The organism is uncultured Clostridium sp. (genome assembly GCF_947072515.1).
Taxonomy (GTDB): domain Bacteria; phylum Bacillota; class Clostridia; order Clostridiales; family Clostridiaceae; genus Clostridium.
On sequence record NZ_CAMTIG010000001.1, the window covers coordinates 1 to 24,087 of the forward strand.

Sequence of the window (24,087 nt, forward strand, 5' to 3'; positions counted from 1 at the left end):
CTGGTTTTTCTTTATTTAAATATAGAAAAATTTCATCTCCAATAACTTGACCTTCTCGATCAAAATCTGTTGCTGAGATTATCCCATCTACATCTTCTCTTTCAATAAGTGTTTTTATTAAATTAAGTTGTTTTTTAGCGCCTTTATCTTCTACTCCTCTATTTACATTATCTGATTTGATTTTATATTTAAAGTCCTCAGGTATAAATGGAAATTTCTCCATTCTCCACCCTCGCATATTTTCATCATAATCTTTTGCATCATAAAGTTGCAAAAGATGACCAAATGCCCAAGTAATTATGTAATCTTCCCCTTCAAAATATCCATCTTTTCTTCCCTTTATTTTATATGCATCTGCAATATTCTTAGCTACTGATGGTTTTTCTGCTATTATAACTTTTTTCAAATTATCAGCTCCTAATTATTTTTCATTAACATACTTCTATGCAAAATTTAAGAAAACCCTCTACTTAAGAGGGTCTTCTTAAAATTATACTATTATTCTTTTAAAATTCCAAATATATAACTACATTTCATTCAAAAACCATACACCAAAATTTAAATATCCTGCGAATATAGTCCATAATAAATATGGCAATATCAAAAAAGCTGCCGTTTTATCAACTTTATAAAACTTTATAAAAGTTATTACTATAAATATAAACAATACGATTAGTTCTAAAAATGCCACTCCATATAACCTTAATCCAAAAAATAATATGGGCCAAAGAAAATTTAATATAAGTTGAATTCCATAAATAAAAATACTATTTGAACCTTTTTTAGTTATTTCTTCTTTCATATAAATTCGATATGATGCAATTCCCATTAAAAGATATAGTATTGGCCAAACAACTCCAAATACCCATCCTGGTGGTGATAATGGTGGTCTTTGAATACTAAGATATAATTCCTTTCCGGTTCCACTTAAAAAACTTACTAATGCTGATCCTGCAAAAGGTATAAGGATTGCAAGTATTAATGGTTTTATTTTAAATTTCTCATCCACTTTTAAAATATTCATTTTTACTCCTATATAAAATTACTTACATATTATTTTATACGTTTTTTCAAAAAAATATTCTTCTAATTTATATCTGCAAATTCAATTTTTACTTTCTCATCTAATCCATTGATATTATGATTTCGATTCTCTTCTATACTTAATACTTCATCTACTTTCAATAAAATTACAAATTCATTTTTACTTTCATTTTCAGTACTTAGGTAAAACTCTCCTCCATGGGCTCTTATTATCTCTCTACATAAAAACAAACCTAATCCACTTCCCTCATTTTCTCTATTTAATTTATTACTCATACTACTAAATTTTTCAAATATATACTTTTCATCTGTTTTCCTTATTTTTTCTCCATTATTTGATACAACTATATATATTTTCTTTTTAAATCTAACTATCTCAATATCTATTTTCTCACATTCTTGCTTCCCATATTTTAAGCTATTTGATAAAAGATTTAAAATTACTCTCTCTATCATATCTCTATCTATATTTATAATTATCTCTTCATCCGTAGAATCAAATATAATCTCTAACCCTTTTTCTCTTATATACGGCACACTTGCAAAAACCGTCTCTTCAACAACCTCTACTATATTCCAATTTTTTTTATGCAAACTTACACACCCTTCTGTAAATTTATTTGCATCTATAAAATTATTTATTGTCCTTATAAGTCTTAAACAATTTTTTTTAATTTTTAAATTGTTCTCTTGTATACCTTCAAAATCATTATTATTTATCTTTATTTCATTTAATTCTAAGGCTGTAGTAATTATATTTATAGGTGTTCTTAATTCATGTGATATATTTGCATAAAATTTATTTTTCATAGTTTCATATTCTAAGAACCTTTTATACCGCCTTAGCGCTTTTTCATATTCAATAATTTCATTTACTTCTTTAAAATATATAATTTTTATATTTTCACTTAATCTTACCTTATATATCTCTATATTTATTTTTTTCCCATATTTATCTTTTATTAAAACTACTTCTCTTCCATTTATCTCAATATTATGTATTCTTTCTCTAAATCTAATTCCTTTAATATTCTCAATATTCTCTTCCTCTGTATATAAAATTTCTTTTGCTCTTTTATTTAAGTACTTTAAATTTTCATCATAAATAAATATTCCATCTGAGAATCCATCAATTATTTTATAATAATATGTTTCTCCCCTTAATTTCATATTTTCTAATTCATTTATTACATTTCTTTTAGTTTTTATCTTATTATATATTTGCTTTTTCTCTTTTTTATTTGTCTTTACTTTTTCTTTTATATTATTTATTTCAAAAGCTATACACTTCTCACTTACGCCTTGGTAAACATTATAATAAGCTAGCATTTTTAATGTTACAGGTATTGTCATAAATATTGTCATTCTTTGCAGAAATATTATTTTCAATAAGTTTCCCACAAGAATACAAAGCATATATGTATATATTTTATAATCCTTAATTCCTTTTCTTCTTAAAATCATTAAAACAATTAAAAAACTTATACTGCCTATTCCTAAAAATATAAATACTCCATATGACTTTTCTAGAAAAAAACTAGTATATAAAACAGTTATTGTCACTGCTATTAAAATTTTTATAATTACTACTATATTTTTTATTTTTTGAGCTGCATATATTACTGCTAATAATAAACACGTATATTCGAAATTTTCTATTGAATAGTTAATTATCATCCTTATATTCATAGACGCACTTTCATCTACCATAGCATTCATCATAATTTTCAAGTATTCTAAAAGCCCTATTCCTAAAAAACTAATTCCTAAATATTTATAAAAACTTCCATTTTTTAGAAATATTGTTATAATAGCTAAAGATATTGCAATAGTTCCGCAATAAACTGAAATTAACTTAAAATATATTATAGTATTCCCATTTATATATCCTGTAATATAAAATAATGCTTGCAACCCAAATATAATTAATCCCACCATAAAAAATTTCTTTTTCAATAAATTCTCCACGTTATATCTCCCTAATAAACCTTATTATCACTTCTGTTCCTTCTCCGTAAATACTATTTACTATAATTCTTCCCTTTTGTGATTCAACTAATTTTTTCACTACATACATTCCTATTCCAGAACTTTTTATAAGCCCCTTATCTTCTCTCATTACTTTAGAATATCTCTCAAATATATTGTTTAAGAATTCCTTTTCCATTCCTATCCCTGTATCTTTGATAACTATGTCTACAAATTCCGCTTGAAGTTTTATATCTAAAAAAATCTCTCCATTTTTTTTATTGTATTTTATAGAATTCGATATTATATTTAAAATAATTCTTTCCATATATTCTTTATTAAAATTAACTATAATATCTTCTTCTTGAGTGTCAAAAATCATTAATATATTTTTATTTTTTGCATATTGAACTAAACTTGAAAATATATCCTCTACAAATATTACAATATTATCTTTTTCTAAGCTTCCCATCTCTAAAAAACCTGCCTCAATTTTACTTATATCAATAACATTATTTGCAAATCTTTTTAAATAAAAAGAATTTTGTTTAGATATATTTTTATGATTCTCTAATTCTTTTATATTTTTATTTTTTAAAAATATTTCCTGAACTTGTGCAGAAGAATACAATACATTTATAGGTGTTTTTAAATCATGGCTTATATTAGATAAAAACTTGCTTTTCATCTCTTCTTGAGATTCTTTTTCTTTAATTATATTCTCTATATTTGTATACTCAATTTTATGAGTTAAATCTGTAATAATAATAATCTCCTCTTGTTCTTCTATTCTTTTATCATCACATTCAATAGCTACTTTTTTATTATTTTTTATTATTTCTCCTATATAAGCTTTATTACTTATATTTTTAAACTCTTGATCATCTACTATCTTTATAAATTCCAATAAATTTCTGTTTAACATATCTGAAATTTTTTCTTCCCCAAATATCTTCAAGCCAGGCTTATTTACATAAATTACATTTCCCTTTATAGAACTTATAATAACTATAGGCATTGGAATATTTCTGAAAAAATCTTTAAATATTCTTTCTGTATCATTTATTAAACTTCTTCTATATTCTATTTCATTATTTTTTTCCATTAAATCTATACTTAAATCTTCAATTTCATTTATACTCTTCATTAATTTTTTTTGTATATTTGCATAAGGTGAATTTAATACTTTCCCTATTGTATAAACTACTAACATAGTACATGATACAAATGTTATTACTATAGAAATATAATCTAAAAATATATTTTCTATATTTAAAATATTCATTCCTAGTAATATACTATTTCTAATAGTAAATGCTACTAAATAAAATTTTATATAATTCACATTTTTTTTATCCTTTTCGGTCCTTTGAATATCTTTTAAAATTTTCAAAGAATATATTATAAGTATGGCTAGTCCAAATCCATTGTATTCTTTGAATGATGTGCATATAGGTATAGAAATAATACCTATTATTGTAGCCATAAAAACTTTTGTTTTTGTATTTTTAAAGTTTTCCTTTCCATTCATTCTCTTAATCAATAAATCTAATGCTAATAAAATATATATTAATTTCAATATTGCAAAATATTCTAGTTCTTTTCCAAAAGTATATTCACGTATTTCTGTTCCTTTAAATACGATTGAATATGAATTAAATAGACTTATTACAACAAATATTATTGATGCTTCATAAAAGAATTCCTTGCTTTCATTATTCTCTTCTACCGTTGAACAAATTACTATTAATGCTACAAGTGAAATAATTAAATAATATATTTCTAACAAAATAACTATATCTATATTTAAAGTGCTTAATGTACAAATTACATTTATAACTATCAATAATAATATTCCAACTTTATAGAAGCTTTTTTTTCTACTATATATTAAATCTGATATGTCTCCTCTTTTCCTCATAATTCCCTCCACAATAATTTTACTTTATTTTACTTTATTTGTGAAGTTTACCTTCGTATTTTATTTATTTTTTTTTAATATTTTATTCATTTTATATTTTTTGCATATAAAAAAGGAACTATAAACTAGCTCCTTTTCCTTCACTCTAATATTAATGACCTACTATTTCACTTTCATCTAGCTTTTTAATAAATCCTGCACTTGCTTTATTTAATGGTTTTTTAACTAGAACACCTACTATAAGGAATCCAATTCCTACAAATATTAAGTTTCTAATATCAGTTATAAATAAATCATTTACTCCTCCTGCAACTAAATATCGCATTCCATCTATTGCATATTTAAAAGGTAACATTGGATTTATTGCTTTAAAGAATCCTGACATAACTTCAACTGGGAATGTTCCGCCAGAAGCTGCCACTTGTAATACTAAAAATATTATACATACCGCCTTTCCGATATTACCTAGCGCTGAGACAGTACTATATATTATAGATATAAATATTATACTTATAAACATTCCCAATAAAACAAATCCTACTTTATTTAGAACATAAGTTTTTAATATAAATATATCTCCCATTGTAACTACAAAACCTTGAAGAATCCCTATACTTAAGAAAGTTAAATATTTTCCAAAGAATACTTGATAAGGTTTTATATTTTCTTTTTCCATATCTATTCCTCTAGTAGAAACCGTTAAAATAGATACTAATATAAGTCCACCAACCCATAATGCTAATGTTGTATAGAAAGGTGACATTGCAGATCCATAGTTTGGTACTTGGTATAATCTATTTTCATGGATAGTTACAGGATTTCCCAAGAAATCACTTTCCCCTTGCCAATCATTTGTTAAAAGATCTAATATCTTATCTACATTATCTCCATTATCAATTTGTTTTATTTTCCCTACTAAATTTGCTAATGTTTTTTGTATCTCTGGATAATTATCTTTTAAAGTTTTAAGCTTTTCATTAGAGATTGTAGCTCCCTTTTTAAAGACCCCTAATCCTTCTTTTATTTTTGGCAATGCATCTTTAGTCTTTTGAAGAGTTTCTTCTCCATTATTTGCAAAAGTTATAAGTGAATCTATACTTTTATTAATTCCAGGCATTATTTGTGAATCATAATTATTTAATATCTCTCCTAATGCACCTGATATATTTTGTAGTTTAGTTTTCAATGCCTGTATATCTTCTGCACTTATTTTTCCATTTCCATTTAATATATCTATATTTTTATTTATAGCAGAAACAGCTATATTTATTTTTTCATTTACATTATTAAATTTACCTATTACATTATCTAAGTTTCCATCTTTATTTATAGCACTTAACATTTTTATTATAGAATTATTTATTCCTTGTGCTGCTTGCAATTTATCTTTTATTTTAGTTAAGCTCTCTATAGTAGCCTCTTTATCTAAATTATCATTTATTGAATCCATAATGCTTAATGTGCTATCTATAAGCTTCTTGCTTAATGCTAAGTCATCTTTTATCATTGGTGCAACTTTATTTATTGCATCCTTAGAGCTATTTAAAAATTGCTCTCCTGAATTTAATATACTATCTGCACTATTGATTGTTTTTTCAAAACTTGGAACTATAGCATTAATTTTATCGACCATTTCATTTATAGTTATTGTTCCATTATAAGCTTCATTTATTAAGTTTCCTATTTTATCTGAATTATTATTTAAATCATATAAAACATTTACCCCTTCTTTTATCTTAGGTCTTTCATTTTCATATTCAATTCCTATTTGATTAAATATCTTAAATATTATTCCATTAACTGTTTTTACAAGATTACTATCTACATTTTGTTTTAATGTTTCTACTCCCTTATCTGTTATTTTAGGAGCTATTGCATTTGCACCTTCATTAACTGTATAAATAAGTTCTGGCTTTTGTATATTTTTAGTCGTTAATGAAATTGCATCTTTTGAAAAATTATCTGGAATAACAATACTTGCAAATACTTCTCCTCTTTCGACTTTAACTTTAGCTTCATTTGCATTTACAAATTGCCATCCTAATGAATCATTTTTCTTTAACTCATCTACTAATTCATTTCCTACATTTATCTCTTTATTATTATATTCTGCACCTTTATCTTCATTAACTATTGCAATCTTTATCCCCTTTGTATTTCCATATGGATCCCACGAAGATTTTATATTAAACCATGCATATAACGATGGTAGAATTATTAACCCAATTACCACAACTAATGCTACCCAATTGGTACATACTTTCACTATATCCTTTTTAAATATTTTAAGAATATTTTTCATCTATTTTTATGCCTCCCTTATCTTTTTCAAATTTATTATAGCATAAAAATGACTTAAAGTCATTTTATTTTTGAATAAATTTTAAGCTATATTAAATATCTGTAAATGGATATTTAATATAGCTTTAGTTATTTTACATCTCTATATGCAAGTAATGCATTCAAATTATCAAAAGAATATACTTCTAATGTTTTTTTATCTCCATAGCCTCCATATAGGACACTATCCTTATCTACAACTTGATAAGCATTTAATTTTCTAAGTGCCATTTTATAAAGCTCTTCATTATTTTCAATTTCAGCTATTTGAAGTAAGTTTGCATAAATTGTTGTTGATTGAATATCCGTTGCCGGTGCCCCAGTTTCTGCATTATATAAACTATATATTGCTCCATCATCCTTAAACTTTTGAACAATCCAATCTACACTTTTACTAATATTATCTCCTACTTCTGCCTTATTCAATAAAATTATAGTATTTAGATTCATTTCCACATTTTCATTATTATCATATTTTCTAGTTTTAATATTATAATCTTTTCTATATAATGGAACTTTATCACTTATAAATCCACCATTTAAGATTTTTTCTGATTCTGTATAGATACTCTTCCACTTAAAATCTATATTTGTTAAGTATTTAAGTGCACTTAAATCAATATAGCATAGTGTTACCATATCACTATTAGTCTTTCCATCATTAAAATCAACTAATAAATTTTCTTCTCTTAAATTTTTATAAAGTGAATTTGCAATAGTTATAGCATAATATCTATATTTAATACTATTCCATTTTTCTCCACCTATAATTAAAGCTTTTATAATCCTAAGTTCATCAATTGTAGCTGTAACTTGTGATTTTTTATCTCCATCAATTCTCCAACTGATTAATCCATTATCTAATAGCATATTATTTTTTATATATTCAAATGTTTTTTCAAATCCAGCCTCATCATTTCTTTCAATATAATACAAAAGCATAAGCCCTTCTGATTCTGATAATACAGAATCCCCTTTTGTAATATCACCTTCATTTTGTTCATTCAAATAATTTGTTTTTATCCCACCATTTTGTGTAATCATATTGTTCTCTATAAAATTATATAGAATTTCCTCTCGACTAGTTGGTGGTCCACTTCCCCATGTTTCAACGATTTTTACCGGTATAAAATATGGTAATAACATTTTTGTTCCAACAAGGCCAATTAAAATAGCTGCTAGTATTACTCCTACACCTATTTTTAATCCCTTTTTTTTACCCATTTAAGCCTCCCCCAAGTTACCTATATAAAATATTATAAATTTTTTCATATAAATTTATTTTATCTAAGTAGTTTTTAGTTTCCTTAAAAGGAATTGTGTGAATATTTTTTCCATCTTTAGAATACTCACTATTCTTAAGCCATTTATTCACATTCCCTCTTCCTGCATTATATGCTGAAATTATTAAATCTCTATTTCCGTTAAACTCTTTTGATAAATTATTCAAATACCAGCATCCCATTTGTATATTGGTATTTATGTCATACAAGTCATCCACATTAAAATTTTTATTCCCCATTTGTTCTGCTATCCATATTCCTGTAGATGGTGTTATTTGCATCAATCCTATTGCATCCCTATTAGACTTTGCTTTAGGATTAAATTTACTCTCCGCTTTCATAAGAGAAAGTACAAATAGTGGGTCTAATTTATATTCCTTACTATAAGTATTTACTGCTTCACTGTACTTATAGGGAAACATATAATTTTTCAAAATCCATCTTCCACTAACTAGCAAAGCAATTATTACTATAATAATTGCTATTAATATTTTTTTAAACTTCATCCCCATACCTCAGTTTTATAAATTATCTTTTAAAAATATAACTATATCTTCTACTTGCTTTTGTGTTTTCATTAGTTCTGCATTATTATCAATTATTATATCTGATACTTCTTTTTTCTTCTCTAAAGACATTTGTGAATTTATTCTATTTAGCGCATCATTATTCCCAAGCCTATCTCTAGCTTTAACTCTAGCTATCTGCGTTTGCACATTTGCACTTACTAAAATAATATAATCCATTTCCTCATAAAGCCCTGTTTCTATAAGAGTTGGTGCATCTATTATTATTATCTTTTCTCCACTATTTTTAAATTCTCCAATTTCTTTATATATCTCATCTTTTATATATGGCATTACGATACTTTCATATTTTATTCTTTGTTTAGGAAACTTAAAAATATGATTTCCAAATTCTTTACGTCTAAAATCGCCTCTCCAGTCAAAGAATCCTTCTCCAAATTCACTTCTTACTTTATTTAAAATTTCTGGATACTCATCTAAAACCTTTCTTGCAATAGTATCTGCATCTACTATTTTTATACCATTCTCTCTAAAAAACCCTGAAACAGTTGATTTTCCTGTTCCTATACCACCTGTAAGCCCTACCTTAAGCAATCAAATCCACCTCTTTATTTTAAGTTATACCATGTAAATCCAGTATTTGAATCAACTTCTAATGGAACTTTTAATTCTAAAACATTTTCCATTTCATCTTTTACTAATTCCTTAACAGCTTCTAATTCACTCTGTTTTACATTTAATATAAGTTCATCATGAACTTGTAATATAAGTTTACTTTCTAAACCTTTTTCTTTTAATTTATTTTCAACATTTATCATAGCTAGTTTTATAATATCTGCTGCACTTCCCTGAATAGGTGCATTCATTGCAAGTCTTTCCCCTAATGCTTTTACTATTCTATTTGATGATTTTATTTCTGGAATAAATCTTTTTCTATTTAATATAGTTTTACATATACCTGTTGCTTTTGCTTCTTCTACAACATTTGTAAGATACCCTTTAATTTTAGGATATCTATTAAAGTAGATCTCCATATAATCACTAGCTTCTTTTTTAGTTATTTTTAAATCTTGAGCAAGTGAAAAATCACTCATTCCATAAACTATTCCAAAGTTTACTGCTTTTGCTCTTGATCTCATAAGACTTGTAACTTCATTAACACTAACGTTAAATACTTCTGCTGCTGTTTTTGTATGAATATCACTATGATGCTTAAATGCATCTATCATATTCTCATCTTCACTTATATGTGCTAAAACTCTAAGCTCTATTTGTGAATAATCTAGTGATAATAATATATCTCCTTCTACCTCTGGAATAAATACCTTTCTTACTTCTCTTCCCATATCATATCTTATAGGAATATTTTGCAGGTTTGGCTCAGTACTAGATAATCTACCTGTTGTTGTGACAGTTTGATTAAAATTAGTATGAATCTTCCCATCAGTATCTATTAAGTTCTTTAATCCCTCAACGTAAGTTGAGTATATTTTACTTATTTGTCTATAGTAAATTATTTTTTCTATTATTGGATGATCATCTTTTAACTTATTTAAAACATCTACATTTGTTGAATATCCTGTTTTAGTCTTTTTAATTACTCTTAAATCAAGTTTTTCAAAAAGGATTACTCCTAATTGTTTTGGAGAGTTTATATTGAATTTTTCTTCAGAAAGCTCATATATTTCACTTTCTGTTCTATCTAATTCGCCTTTAAATTTAACTTGTAATTCATTTAATACTTCTTTATCTATTCTAAAACCTTCATTTTCCATATTTGCTAAGACAAATATTAATGGATGTTCTATATTATAATAAAGTTCTTCCATATTATCTTTTATTATTTTTTCTTTTAAATTCTTTTCTATAGCTTCTAAATATATTGATCCATTTAAAAGTATTTCTTCAGGATTTTCTCCCTTTACTTCTTCAAATATCGTAAATGCTGCAACCTTATCTATTGCATAATCGCCTCTTGAAGAATCTATAATATATGCTCCTATAGCCGTATCGAAGTTAAATCCTTTAATTTCGATTCCTTTAATTTTAAGAATTTTCACTAATGCTTTTCCATCATGAATTATTTTTTCAATATTTTCATTTTCAAAAAATTCTTTTAAAGTTTCTATTCCAACTTCTTTTATATCTATTTTAGTAACTTTATTTTTATTACCAAAATAAATATTATTTAAAGTTCTCTCTGAGTTTAATGGAGTATGATTTTCTGAATATGAAATAAAGAATTTTTCTTCACTATTTAAAAATTCCTTTATCTCTTTTTCCTCTAATAATTGAACTACCTCTATTTCCTTTTCTTTTACATCTTCTTCTCCTACTAACTTAGTTATAGTATTTCTATTCATTCCAAGTTTCAGTAGCAGCTCTTTTGCTAATGTTTTATTATTTTCTTTTTCTCCACGAACTGCTTCCATTATCCCTGTAATAGGTACATTTACTTCTATAGTAGCTAGTCTTTTACTGAATATTGCTTGTTCTCTATTTTCAGATAAATTTTCTTTTAGTTTTTTTCCCGATATATTTTCAATATTTTCAAGGACATTTTCAACTGATCCATAATCTTTTATAAGCTTAAATGCAGTTTTTTCTCCTACTCCTGGGACTCCTGGTATATTATCACTCTTATCTCCCATAAGTCCTTTAACATCTATAAATTGAGTTGGTGTAACTCCAAATTCTTCTATAAAAGATTCTTCATTATATATAGCTACCTCTGAAACTCCTTTCTTAGTTATAACAACATTTATGTTCTTATCCGCTAATTGTAGTGCATCCTTATCTCCTGTAACTATAAATACTTCTATATTATTTCTTGCAGCTTCCTTTGCAATAGTTCCAATTAAGTCATCTGCTTCAAATCCTTCAAGTTCATAAGAATCTATTCCCAAATATTCAAAAAGTTCCTTTATAATAGGAAATTGTTCATATAGCTCTGGCGCCATCTTTTTTCTTCCAGCCTTATAATCTTTATATTCTTTATGTCTAAATGTTGGAGCCTTCTTATCAAATGTTGCAATTATATAATTTGGCTTTATATCTTCTTTCATTTTAATTAACATATTTACAAAACCATATATAGCATTTGTATGTATTCCTTCGCTATTAGTTAAAGTTTGTGGAATTGCAAAAAATGCTCTATTCATAAGTGCGTTTGAATCTAAAATTAATAATCTTTCCATCTTATCCTCCAGTATTGTTTTCTCTTTTAATAATTATATCATTATATAACTAAATTTAGTAATTACCTTTTAGTAATTCTTCTTAGAATATAGTTAAATCTAACTCTCTAGATATATCTTTTAAAAGCTCTATACCTGCTATACTATTTCCCTTTTCATCTAATGCTGGTCCATATACTCCAATACCCATTCTTTTCGGTACTGCACCTAATATTCCTCCTCCAACACCACTTTTAGCTGGAATTCCTATTTTTACAGCAAATTCTCCTGAAGCATCATACATACCACAAGTTACCATTATAGTTTTAACAACTCTACATATATCCTTTTCTATAACTCTCTCCCCACTCCATGGTAATATTCCATCATTAGCAAGAACTGCTCCAAACCTTGCTAAATCTCTTGCTGTTGCTCGTATAGAACACTGTTTAAAATAAATATCTAGAACTTCCTCAATTTCACCATTTAAAATTCCATTTCCTTTCATAAAATATGCTAATGCTCTATTTCTATCCCCAGTTTCTTTTTCTGATATGTATACTTCTTCATCTATAGTTATGTTATTGTTATTTGTAACCTTTTTTATAAATTCTATTATTTTTCTAAATTTCTCTTCTTCATCATTTCCAGTTATCAATGATGTTGTCATTATAGCTCCCGCATTAATCATTGGATTATAGGGTCTTTTAGTATCTTTAGTTTCTAAATTTACTATTGAATTAAACCCTTCCCCTGTTGGTTCTACATTTACCTTCTCTAATACTTTCTTATATCCATTATCTTCAATTGCTAAAATCAAACTTACTACTTTTGAAATACTCTGTATAGTAAATAATTTATCGCATTCTCCTGCACAAAATTCTCTTCCATCTAATTTCATTATAGCAATCCCTAAATCTTTTTTATCTGCTTTTAAAAGAGCAGGTATATATGATGCTAAATTTCCTTTTTCACCATAAACTTTATTCTTTTCTATTAATTCTTTTAATAGTTTATTCAAATTGTACCACCCCTAACCTTATATTTTTAGCCTTATATTTTAGTAAATCTATTATATTACTTATTATCTATGCATACAATAAATATGTTTTCAATATATTAAAATTTTCCTACTCCTAGTCTATAGCTTATATGTTAAAATAGTAATAATAACTAAATTTGGAGGTACAATTTATGATTAAAGATTTTAACTTAATGTTAGAAAAATATGCAGAGCTAATTGTAAAAAAAGGACTTAATATTCAAAAAGATGGTCTTTTATTTATAAATTCACCAATTGAATGTGCAGAATTTTCTAGAATGATTTCAGAGAAAGCTTTTAAAATAGGAGCTAAAGATGTCTATATAAATTATGGAGATGAGAATTTTTCAAAAATCAAATTTGAAAATGCATCTATTGAAACATTACAAGAAGTTCCAAGCTTTGAAGTAGAAAAATATTTATATTATCAAAGAAAGGGAGCATCATTCCTTTCAATTTCAGCTAGCAATCCTGAACTTTTAAAAGATATTGATTCAAAAAAAGTTTCTGCTGCATCTGCAAGTAGAAGTATTGCTTTAAAAGAATATTACGAAAAAGTTATGAATAATGAAAATGCTTGGTGTGTAGTATCAATACCATCAAAAGCATGGGCTAGAAAAGTTTTCTCAACTCTTTCAGAAGATGAAGCAGTTGATGCTTTATGGGAAACTATTTTTAAAATAGTTAGAGTAGATTTAGAAAACCCTGTTGATGCTTGGGCAAAACATTCAAACAGCTTAAAAGAAAACATCAAATTTTTCGAAAAATATAATTTTAAAACTTTAAAATATAAAAACTCTTTAGGAACTGATTTAGAAATCGAATTGCCTAAAGATCATATTTGGTGTGGTGGTTCTGATGTTACATCTTCTGGTGTTGAATTTATAGCAAATATCCCAACAGAAGAAATCTTCACTTTACCACTAAAAACTGGTGTTAATGGAATAGTTTACTCAACTAAACCTTTAAACCACAATGGAACTTTAATTAATGAATTCTCTCTTACTTTTAAAGATGGTAGAATTGTTGATTTTACAGCAAAAGAAGGCTATGATGCATTAAAAGAACTTATCGAAACTGATGAAGGTTCACATTACTTAGGTGAAGTTGCATTAGTTCCATATGATTCACCAATTTCAAACTCAAATATTTTATTCTACAATACTTTATTTGATGAAAATGCTTCTTGTCATTTAGCTATTGGAAGAGCTTATGGTAGTTGTATTAAAGGTGGAGAAACTATGTCTGATGAAGAACTTGAAGCAAACGGAGTTAATGATTCATTAAACCATGTTGACTTTATGGTAGGTTCTAAAGACTTAAATATAGTTGGATATACTTATGATGGTGTAGAAGTTCAAGTATTTAAAGATGGAAACTTTGCATTTTAATAGTTAATCTCTATACCTTTTCATATTAAAAAGATGATTTCTAAATTAATAGAAATCATCTTTTATTATTTAAATATTTTATTCTTCTGATTTATTTTCTTCATGAACCTCTTCTATATTCACATCTTTAGCATCATCTATTTCTTCTGATTTTTCATCAATTAACTCTTCTTTATTTTTTGGTTGAGCCTTAGAAACCTTGTCTTTATAATCCTCAATTTCCTTTTCTAATGAATCAATAAATACTCCAAATCTTCTTCTAACAGTACGTTTAAATAACACTGTTTGAATTATTGTATTCATAAATTGAAAAGCTCCTGGAGTATCTTGAATTTCTTCTGAGCTTAGTTTTGTTGAGGATTCATCTATTTTTTCTAATGTATATGTAGAAACATATACCATTTTATCTGTACTACTTGTTATTTGATATAACTCATTTTCTTTATAATCAGTTATCTCTATTCTCATAGTTGCAGTTTTAGCTGAATATGCACCAACCTTTTTTGTTACACCACAACCTATAGGATTTTTTTCATTAAATTTCGGAAAATCCCTTTTTGCTGTTCGTATAAAAACTTTAAAAACCTCTTCTACTGGATAATCTATAACTGTTGAATTCTTAAATCCCACTTTTTTTTCCTCCCCATATAAACTTAATAAATATATTTTACCATAATAATGAATCTATTTCTTATAATTTTTCCTTTTTTCTCTAAACTCTCCTCATGTATTACTTCTTTAAATTTAATATATCATTAATCTACATATAAAAAGAGGATGCCTAAAGCACCCTCTATAAATTCTTTTTAATTTAATTAGTCTTCAATACCCATTTTGTTTGCTGCAATTACGAATGGAGTCCAGATTAATACTGAAAGAAGTAATAATGCTGCTGCAAGTATACCTGCTCTTATATCTCCATTTGTTGCTAATACTGCATGGAACACTGGTGGTGTAACCCATGGAAGTGAAGCACTAATTTTAGATACCAATCCCGCTTCTGTTGCCAGATATGCTAACACTATACAAACTGATGGTGTTAATACGAATGGTATAAAGTAAATTGGATTTAATACTAATGGTAAACCGAATATAACTGGTTCATTAATATTGAAGCATCCTGGAGCTATAGCTAATTTAGCAAGCTCTCTATTTTCTTGTCTCTTAGAGAAGATGAATATAGCAATTAATAATGCTAAAGTTCCTCCAGATCCTCCTGGCATAGCGTATACGTCAACAAAGTTTCTTGTTAAAGTATTTACTGCTTCTCCTCCAGCTGTTACTGCATCAATGTTTGCATTTAACGCTGGTGTATACATTGTATTTAAAGCTGGTTCTACCATGTTTAATCCATGTAATCCAAAGAACCATAATAATTGCGATAATAAAATTAAGAAAACATAAGTGAATGGTGATTGTCCAAGTTGAACTAATGGATCTTGAATTGTTTTTTCTATAATTGCTTTAAAGTCCATACCTGCAAGGTTCATACTTAATGAGTGTACTAAACCTGCTAAAGCGATTACAACTAATGCTGGTATAACAGCTGCAAATGCTTTTGATACTGCTGGTGGTACTTGTTCAGGCATTCTAATAACGATACCCTTTTTAGTAAGTTTAACAAAAATCCATCCACCAATTAATGCTACAAGCATAGCAGTAAACATAGCAGTTGAGTTAAACGAACCAACACTAATCATTCCCCATCTGTCAGACATTACTGCTTCTGCACCTTCTGGAGCAATATTAATTGCAACAGTATCTGGTACCATTGTTAGGAAAGCTCCTAAACAAACTAAAGCTGTTGCAAATGGATCAACCTCTTCTATTCTTCCATATGCATAAGCAATAGCTATAACTAAGAAAATAGAAGTTAATGCTATAGTACCCCACCACATATTTCCAAGTATTGGTTGAATATACTTAGTTAAAAATGGTTGAATATTTTGTGCATATGCATCAATTTTGTTTAATTTTTCACCGAAAACCGATGTGTCTCTTACAAGTGCGTTTAAAACTAATGATCCCATAGCCCCAGCCATAGCAATCGGTAATGTTGATATAAATCCGTCTCTTAAAGCAGATAACTGCTTTTGTCTTCCTAGCTTTTCTGCAATTGGCATAAGAAATTTTTCTAAGCCTGCAGCTAGTTTGTCCATAAATTTCATTTTAGTTCCCCCTTATATATTTAATTTATATATGATATTTTTCATTTCTTTTCACACCCCTGATTAAAGAATGAAAAACAGACATACCAAATTTAAACTTTACCATAGTTATAATTCTTTTTTTAATTTATAAAATCTAACTCTAGTAGCTTGCCACTTAAAAGATAAAACATTGCAAATAATTTTTTTATTCCTTTAAGCTTTATTCCACAAACTAATCTAACAGTTTGATTTTTCCTTATATTTATGTTTAAATTATTGCTTTTAGCATTAATAACTTTTATATATATTTCATGATGTCCTTCTTCAAGTTTTAAAACTTTCCTTTTATCATCACTTATAAAATTGACCTTATTCCCATCTACATAAATCCCATAATCTAAAAAGTTTAAGACATTTTCTCCTGGTCTTGATAAAATAACATCTCCCATGCTTATTTTAAATGTGGTTCTATTTGTGGCATTATTTTAGCCATATTTTTCAATCCAAAATCTACTGGTTTTAATGTTATATACGGTACTTTTATACTGTCTAATTCTTCTTTAATTTTTTTCTCTACTAACATTAATTCTGGCGCTATTATCACAACTGCAATATCTTTATTTGAAAGTACTTCTTCCATTTCTGTACCTAATGCAAAAATCCATTCTATTGGAATATTATTTTTTTCTGTATGAGCTACTGCAACTCTTTCAAAGGCCTTAGCTTGTCCTGTTCCTTTTGATAAAACCAATACTTTATTCATACTTTCATCTCCTCTATTCTTCTTATTAAAATTATATTAACCTAAACTTAGTAATATGAATATTTTTTAATTTTTCTTAGACAAATGTATTATATTTTCCTTTTATGTATATGTTGATTTAAAATAATATTCTATTTACTTTTAAGTCTTTTTTTGGTTACAGTTTGTTTACATTTTTATTTTATTATATTTTTATCTCAATGTAAACATTTTTATTGAATTTTTTTGAATTTTTTTATTTTAATGTATTTTAACCCATTTTGCTCTACATAAACCACTTATATCTATTTAATGTTAAATATTTTCATCTCACAATAATAAAAATCCCTTTAACTTTCATTATTACTAATAGTTAAAGGGATTTTTTTATTTTTTAAATATTTTGTTTAAGTTCTTCTCTTATTTCTTTTATAAATTCTAAGCTATTTAATATTTGTGGATTTTCTATCACTGTTATAAAAGCCATGTCTTTAGTCATTTTTCCATCTTCTATGACTTTTAATGAAGCTCTTTCTAAAGAATCAGAGAATTTAATTAACTCTTTTATATTATCTAATTCTCCTCTTTTCCTTAATGCTCCAGCCCAAGCAAATATGGTTGCTATAGAATTAGTTGAAGTTTCTTCACCTTTTAAATGTCTATAATAATGTCTTTGAACTGTTCCATGTGCTGCTTCATACTCAAAGTTTCCTTCTGACGAAACCAATACCGATGTCATCATTGGAAGAGATCCAAAGGAAGCACCTATCATATCACTCATAACATCTCCATCATAATTTTTACAAGCCCAAATCATCCCACCTTCTGATTTTATAATTCTAGCTACAGCATCATCTATTAATGTATAAAAATACTCTATTCCTTCTTCTTCAAATTTATTTTTATATTCTTTCAAATAAATTTCTTCAAAAATATCTTTAAAGCTATGATCGTATTTTTTAGAAATAGTATCTTTAGCTGAAAACCATATGTCCTGTTTTTTTTCTAATGCATAATTAAAACAACTCCTAGCAAAACTTTCTATAGAGTGATTTAAATTATGCATTCCTAAAACTATACCTTCTTTATCAAAGTTATGAATTAAGCTTCTAGTTTCCTCACCTTTTTCATTTGTGAAGACCAACTCACACTTACCTTTTTCTTCAACTTTCATTTCAACATCTTTATAAATATCTCCATAAGCATGTCTCGCTATAGTAATTGGCTTACTCCAACTTCTAACATAAGGTTGTACATTACTAACTAAAATAGGTGCTCTAAATACAGTTCCATCTAAAATTGCACGAATAGTCCCATTTGGACTTTTCCACATTTTTTTTAATTTATATTCTTCCACTCTTTGCGCATTAGGAGTTATTGTTGCACATTTTACTCCTACTCCATATTTTTTTATTGCTTCTGCTGCCTTTATAGTCACTTCATCTTCTGTATTATCTCTATTTTTTAGTCCTAAATCATAATACTCTGTTTTTAAATCCACAAATGGAATAATAAGTTCTTCCTTTATAGATTTCCATAAGACTCTAGTCATTTCATCTCCATCCATCTCAACTAATGGAGTATTCATTTTAATTTTACCCATATAATAACCCTCTCTTTTTTTATTTAAGAATTATTATATGTTAATTTTTTCCTTTTTTCAATTTAATTATTCTTCTATTTGTTCCACAACATCATTTTCTTTAATGTGTCCGCCTTTTATAACTTTTGAGAAAGTTCCATAAACTGGCATTATACATCTTCCAACTCTATAGAATATTTCACATTCACTATGACATTTTTTACCTATTTGTGTTATTTCTAATATAGCATCACCAATTTTAAGCTTTGTTCCTATTGGTAATTTATTTACTTCTATACCTTCTATTACAATATTTTCTCCAAAATCTCCAAAAACTACATTTCCGCCTTCTTTATTGAAATCATCTATTTTACTTACTTCTAAAAGACTTACTTGTCTATGCCAATTTCCACCATGAGCATCACCTTCAAGCCCAAAATTTTCTATTAAATCAATTTCTGGTATTCTTTTCTTAACTGTTCCTTTTTTCTCGCTTTTACAAATTGCAACTATTCTTCCCATGATTTTATCCTCCAATTTCATTCATGTTTCTTATTTCTTCTTTTTCATCTTCTTTATTAAACAAGTACTTTTCCGGTTTATTATATATACCGTTTTTTATGGCATCTATTAGTTTACTATCATCTTCTTTTCTTATAATTTTTTTTAAGTTTATATCACTTTTCCAATTTAAACATTGTTTAAGCATTCCATCAGTTGTTATTCTTATTCTATTACAATCTTCACAGAAACAATTACTCATAGCACTTATAAAGCCTATTTTTCCTATATAGTTTTCTATTTTTATGTATTTTGCTGGGCCATCCTTTTTATTTCTTTCTATTACTTTAATAGCTAAATTGCTTTCTTTTATAATATGAAGAACCTCTTCATTTGAAACCCCTTTAAATTTTTTTCCTTCTCCTATAGGCATAAGTTCTATAAATCTTAAAGCTATTTTTTTATCTTTTGTAAAATGGACTAAATCTAATATTTCATTTTTATTTAAATCTTCTATTACAACTGTATTTATTTTTACCTTCATTCCTAAACTAAGAGCTTTATCTATACTATTTAAGACTTTTCTTATATCTCCGCCTCTAGTTATTTTTTTAAACTTTTCTTCCTCTAACGTATCTAAACTTATGTTTAAACTTTTCACACCATTTTCATAGAGAAATTCTAAACGCTCTTCTAATAACATAGCATTCGTAGTTAGTGCTATCTCTTCTATTCCTTCTATATTATTTACTTCTCTAATTAATTCATTTATATCTTTTCTAACTAAAGGCTCTCCACCAGTAAGTCTCACTTTTCTAATTCCTAATTTTGCACTTGCATCTATTATTTTTATTACTTCTTCATTTGTTATTTTATCTTCTTCTTCAAAAAAACTATTTTCTCTAGCAGGCATACAGTAAATACATCTTAAATTGCATCTATCTGTTAATGATACTCTTATATAATCTACTGTTCTACCAAATTTATCTTTCAAAATTTTCACCTCTTACTTAATAGAAAAAATCCCCGCTTTTCCCACCTTTTTTACTTTTTAAATGTATATCTGTTATAGTTATTCTTTTGTCTACTGCTTTACACATATCATATATAGTAAGTGCTGCTATAGATACTCCTGTTAAAGCTTCCATCTCTACTCCTGTTTTATCTGTAAGCTTTGCCATTCCTTCTATTTCTATAGCACTTTCCTCATGGTTTATTTTAAAGTTTATATAACATCCTTTTATCATTATAGGATGGCACATTGGAATCAAATCTGATGTTCTTTTCATTCCCATTATACCTGCTACTCTAGCTACTCCTAGAACATCGCCTTTTCCAATTTCGCCCTTTTTAATAAGTTCTAAAGTTTCTGGGCTTACTAATACTTTTCCCACTGCAACTGCTACTCTATTTGTATCTTTTTTCTCCGATACATCAACCATTACAGCATTTCCATCTTTATCAAAATGAGTTAATCCATTATCCATTTATATTCCCTTTCCAAAAGAACAATGTGGAAAAGTACAAACTTTACAGTCTAAACATTGTCCACCATGTCCTAATTCTGTAATATCTCTTCTTTTTAATTTTTCATCTGCTAGTATTCTTGGAAGCACTATATCAAATATAGTTCTCTTAGAATACATTACACATCCTGGAAGTCCTACTATTGGAATATCTCCATGATATGCTAATAAAAACATTGCCCCTGGAAGTACTGGTGCTCCATAAGTTATAAGCTCTGCTCCACTTTCTTTTATTGCAGTTGGCGTTACATCATCAGGATCTACAGACATTCCACCTGTACAAATTATAAATTCTGCACCATTATCTAAAGCCTTATGGATTTCTTTTATTATATCCTCTTTTTTATCATCAACTATGGCTTGATTAACTAGCTCACATCCAAAATACTCTATTTTTCTTTTTACTGCCGGTCCAAATGCATCTTTTATTCTTCCATGAAAAACTTCACTACCAGTAGTTATCATATGAACTTTTTTACCTTTTATTTCTTTTACACTTATAATCTTTTCCTTTATAAGTTTTTCAGCCTCTATTATCTTTTCTTCTTCTATAATTAAAGGAATAACTCTTGTTCCACCTAATAATTCTCCTTCTTTTACTGGAGTATTATTGTGTATCATAGCAATTATTATTTCACCTAAATCATTTATATCAAAAAGTTTTTCCTTATCTATTTTTAAAAGTCCATCTCTATCTGCAATAAAGTTTATTTTTCCTTCTTTAATTTCTCCAAACTTTATTCCTTCTCCACAAACTAAATCTTTTATTCTTTCAGCTGCATCATTTTCATGAAGCATACCTTCTTTCGCTTCCCAAACATAAATATGTTCTTTTCCAATAGATAAAAGTTCTTCTATATCTTCCTCTTTTATTATATGACCTTTTTTAAATGCTCTTCCTTTAAATTCACCTGGAACTATTTTAGTTATATCGTGACAAAGAACATTTCCAACTGCATCTTTAACATGTACTTTCTTCATCTTACTCTCCTCACTTCATTTTTCTAAGTATAAAATTGTAACTTAAAGTTAAAGCTATCGAAATACAAACTATTACTATTAAAATAGTTGTGGCAATTCCACTATCACTATTTTCTATTGCGTAATACAACGCCATTGGAACAGTTTGCGTTTCTCCTGGAATATTTCCTGCAACCAATATTGTTGCTCCAAATTCTCCAAATATTCTAGCTATAGATAAAACAGTTCCTGTTATTATTCCCTTTCTTGCTAGTGGAAGGCTGATTTTTCTATATACTAATCTTTCATTTGCTCCCATTTCTATCGCAACCATTTTCAATTCCTCTGGTACGCTTAAAAGGCTCGTTTTTATACTTCCATACATTATAGGAATAGATACTACTATTCCTACTATAATTGCTCCTACCATCGTAAATATAATAGAAATATTTAAATTTTCATATAAAAACTTTCCAATTACCCCTCTTTTTCCAAGACTTAATAAAATTAAATATCCCACTGCAGATGGTGGCAGAAACATTGGTAGTAATATCAATGTTTCTATAAAACTTTTCCCCCTAATTTTCTTTTGAACTAATATATAATTTAATATTATACCCAATAAAAGTGTAATAAATAATGAAATTATTACAACTTTAAAAGATATAAAAAATGCATTCCCTATCATTTATTTTTAGCAAATCCATACTCCTCAAATACCTTCATAGCTTCATCACTATTTAAATAATTAAGGAACTCTTCTGTTTCTTTTATATTTTTACTATCTTTTAAAACAGCAACTGTATATTGAATTTTTTCGTGGGAATCGTCATTTACGTTATAAACTACCTTTGAGTCCTTTAAGTTTATTGCATCTGTTTTATAAACAAATCCATATTCTGCATTACCGCTTTCTACATACTCTTTTACATTCGTTACACTTTTTCCATAAACAAGTTTTTCTTTAAGTGCACTATAAATCTTATAATATTCTAAACTTTCTTTTGCATAAGCTCCAGCTGGAACAGTGCTCGGCTCTCCTATAGCTATTTTTCCTTCAACATTTACTAATTCTTTTAAATCTTCTATATTCTTATCCCCTATTACTACTAAAGAGTTTAATAAGATATCTTCTACTTTATTATTGTAAATATATCCTTTATTTAAAAGTTGATCTGAATAAGTTTTACTAGCAGAAAAAAACATATCCACATCTGCTCCGTTTTGGATTTGTTTTTCTAGTGTCCCCGAACTACCAGCATTTAATTTTATATTTATTCCTGTTTTTTTTGTAAAGTTAGCTCCTATAATATCCATTGGCTCCTTTAAACTAGCTGCAATAGATACTACAATTTCTTTTTCTTCATTATTATTCCCCTTCTTGTCACATCCAACTAAGCCTATTATTACCCCTATACAAGCTATCATTGGAACAAGAAATTTTACTTTCTTGCGCATTCACCTGTTCTCCCCTTCATTATATCAATTCCATGTTTCAATTCATTTATTAAATATTCCATAATCTCTCTACAGGCCTTCGGACTACCTGGCATATTTACAATTAAAGTTTCGCCTCTTATTCCTGCTGTTGCCCTTGAAAGCATTGCTCGCTTAGTTAGTGTTAGACTATATGCTCTCACTGCTTCTGGAATTCCTAGTGCTTCTCTTTCTATAACTTCTTTCGTTGCCTCTGGCATTATATCCCTTTGGCTAAATCCTGTACCACCCGTAGTCAATATTAACTCTACCTTTAAGTTATCTGCCATATTTATCATCTCTTCTTTTAGCATTTCTTTATCATCTGGTAGCATTATATATTTTTTCACTTCAAAATCATTTTCTTTCCCTATTTCTTCAATGACTTTTCCACTTAAATCCTCTCTTTTCCCTGCATATCCTGAATCACTACTTGTAATTATTCCTAATGTGTACAT

Annotated in this window: 23 protein-coding genes; 1 reads left to right on the plus strand and 22 read right to left on the minus strand. The window is 27.2% G+C overall.

Going from position 1 to position 24,087, the window contains the following annotated elements; genetic code table 11:
- The 10 genes from Q0W06_RS00005 to glsA form a co-directional block, all read right to left on the minus strand.
- Positions 1-406 (minus strand): toprim domain-containing protein (locus Q0W06_RS00005; RefSeq protein WP_297629586.1); only part of this gene is annotated, 406 nt, incomplete at its 3' end.
- A gap of 120 nt (positions 407-526) precedes the next feature.
- On the minus strand, positions 527-1,024 hold the full coding sequence (locus Q0W06_RS00010; protein WP_297629589.1) for a TspO/MBR family protein: 498 nt from the start codon (positions 1,022-1,024) through the stop codon (positions 527-529).
- A gap of 62 nt (positions 1,025-1,086) precedes the next feature.
- Positions 1,087-3,012, minus strand: coding sequence for a HAMP domain-containing sensor histidine kinase (locus tag Q0W06_RS00015; RefSeq protein ID WP_297629591.1), 1,926 nt, complete (start codon positions 3,010-3,012; stop codon positions 1,087-1,089).
- Between the two features lies 1 nt (position 3,013).
- Positions 3,014-4,933 (minus strand): ATP-binding protein, encoded by a 1,920-nt coding sequence (locus tag Q0W06_RS00020; protein WP_297629594.1) that lies wholly within the window; start codon positions 4,931-4,933, stop codon positions 3,014-3,016.
- A gap of 151 nt (positions 4,934-5,084) precedes the next feature.
- Positions 5,085-7,235 (minus strand): YhgE/Pip domain-containing protein, encoded by a 2,151-nt coding sequence (locus tag Q0W06_RS00025; protein ID WP_297629597.1) that lies wholly within the window; start codon positions 7,233-7,235, stop codon positions 5,085-5,087.
- A gap of 128 nt (positions 7,236-7,363) precedes the next feature.
- Entirely contained in the window at positions 7,364-8,497 is a 1,134-nt protein-coding gene (locus Q0W06_RS00030; RefSeq protein WP_297629600.1) for a glycosyl hydrolase family 8, read from the minus strand.
- 16 nt (positions 8,498-8,513) lie between these two features.
- Entirely contained in the window at positions 8,514-9,062 is a 549-nt protein-coding gene (locus Q0W06_RS00035) for a lytic transglycosylase domain-containing protein (protein WP_297629603.1), read from the minus strand.
- Between the two features lie 15 nt (positions 9,063-9,077).
- Positions 9,078-9,677 carry a dephospho-CoA kinase gene (gene coaE, locus Q0W06_RS00040; RefSeq protein ID WP_297629605.1) on the minus strand — a complete coding sequence of 200 codons (600 nt, stop codon included), beginning with the start codon at positions 9,675-9,677 and terminating at the stop codon, positions 9,078-9,080.
- Positions 9,678-9,691: 14 nt separating this feature from the next.
- Complete coding sequence (polA, locus tag Q0W06_RS00045; protein ID WP_297629608.1) at positions 9,692-12,280, minus strand: DNA polymerase I; 2,589 nt, start codon at positions 12,278-12,280, stop codon at positions 9,692-9,694.
- 82 nt (positions 12,281-12,362) lie between these two features.
- Complete coding sequence (gene glsA / locus Q0W06_RS00050; RefSeq protein WP_297629611.1) at positions 12,363-13,280, minus strand: glutaminase A; 918 nt, start codon at positions 13,278-13,280, stop codon at positions 12,363-12,365.
- A gap of 173 nt (positions 13,281-13,453) precedes the next feature.
- On the opposite strand from glsA, the gene Q0W06_RS00055 reads away from it, so the two are divergent.
- Positions 13,454-14,692 carry an aminopeptidase gene (locus Q0W06_RS00055; RefSeq protein ID WP_297629614.1) on the plus strand — a complete coding sequence of 413 codons (1,239 nt, stop codon included), beginning with the start codon at positions 13,454-13,456 and terminating at the stop codon, positions 14,690-14,692.
- 78 nt (positions 14,693-14,770) lie between these two features.
- On the opposite strand, the gene Q0W06_RS00060 is transcribed toward Q0W06_RS00055, so the two are convergent.
- From Q0W06_RS00060 to Q0W06_RS00115, 12 genes are all read right to left on the minus strand, one after another.
- Positions 14,771-15,322, minus strand: a complete 552-nt coding sequence (locus tag Q0W06_RS00060; RefSeq protein ID WP_297629616.1) for a DUF3284 domain-containing protein — start codon at positions 15,320-15,322, stop codon at positions 14,771-14,773.
- Positions 15,323-15,507: 185 nt separating this feature from the next.
- Complete coding sequence (locus Q0W06_RS00065) at positions 15,508-16,860, minus strand: PTS transporter subunit EIIC (RefSeq protein WP_297629619.1); 1,353 nt, start codon at positions 16,858-16,860, stop codon at positions 15,508-15,510.
- A 122-nt stretch (positions 16,861-16,982) separates the two neighbouring features.
- On the minus strand, positions 16,983-17,291 hold the full coding sequence (locus Q0W06_RS00070; RefSeq protein WP_297629622.1) for a hypothetical protein: 309 nt from the start codon (positions 17,289-17,291) through the stop codon (positions 16,983-16,985).
- 2 nt (positions 17,292-17,293) lie between these two features.
- Positions 17,294-17,605 (minus strand): hypothetical protein, encoded by a 312-nt coding sequence (locus tag Q0W06_RS00075; protein WP_297629625.1) that lies wholly within the window; start codon positions 17,603-17,605, stop codon positions 17,294-17,296.
- A gap of 373 nt (positions 17,606-17,978) precedes the next feature.
- On the minus strand, positions 17,979-19,187 hold the full coding sequence (locus Q0W06_RS00080; protein ID WP_297629627.1) for an NADP-dependent isocitrate dehydrogenase: 1,209 nt from the start codon (positions 19,185-19,187) through the stop codon (positions 17,979-17,981).
- Between the two features lie 66 nt (positions 19,188-19,253).
- Complete coding sequence (locus Q0W06_RS00085; protein WP_297629630.1) at positions 19,254-19,688, minus strand: MOSC domain-containing protein; 435 nt, start codon at positions 19,686-19,688, stop codon at positions 19,254-19,256.
- 4 nt (positions 19,689-19,692) lie between these two features.
- A complete protein-coding gene (gene moaA / locus Q0W06_RS00090) occupies positions 19,693-20,661 on the minus strand; it encodes a GTP 3',8-cyclase MoaA (protein WP_297629633.1) in 969 nt (322 codons plus the stop codon).
- Positions 20,662-20,677: 16 nt separating this feature from the next.
- Complete coding sequence (gene moaC, locus Q0W06_RS00095) at positions 20,678-21,154, minus strand: cyclic pyranopterin monophosphate synthase MoaC (protein WP_297629635.1); 477 nt, start codon at positions 21,152-21,154, stop codon at positions 20,678-20,680.
- On the minus strand, positions 21,155-22,174 hold the full coding sequence (locus tag Q0W06_RS00100; RefSeq protein ID WP_297629636.1) for a molybdopterin-binding protein: 1,020 nt from the start codon (positions 22,172-22,174) through the stop codon (positions 21,155-21,157). It abuts the gene before it with no gap.
- A gap of 10 nt (positions 22,175-22,184) precedes the next feature.
- Positions 22,185-22,841, minus strand: a complete 657-nt coding sequence (gene modB / locus Q0W06_RS00105) for a molybdate ABC transporter permease subunit (protein ID WP_297629639.1) — start codon at positions 22,839-22,841, stop codon at positions 22,185-22,187.
- Positions 22,838-23,611, minus strand: coding sequence for a molybdate ABC transporter substrate-binding protein (gene modA / locus Q0W06_RS00110; protein ID WP_297629642.1), 774 nt, complete (start codon positions 23,609-23,611; stop codon positions 22,838-22,840). The genes modB and modA overlap by 4 nt, the downstream gene beginning before the upstream one ends.
- Complete coding sequence (locus Q0W06_RS00115; protein WP_297629645.1) at positions 23,596-24,087, minus strand: MogA/MoaB family molybdenum cofactor biosynthesis protein; 492 nt, start codon at positions 24,085-24,087, stop codon at positions 23,596-23,598. Before Q0W06_RS00115 ends, modA begins: the two co-directional genes overlap by 16 nt.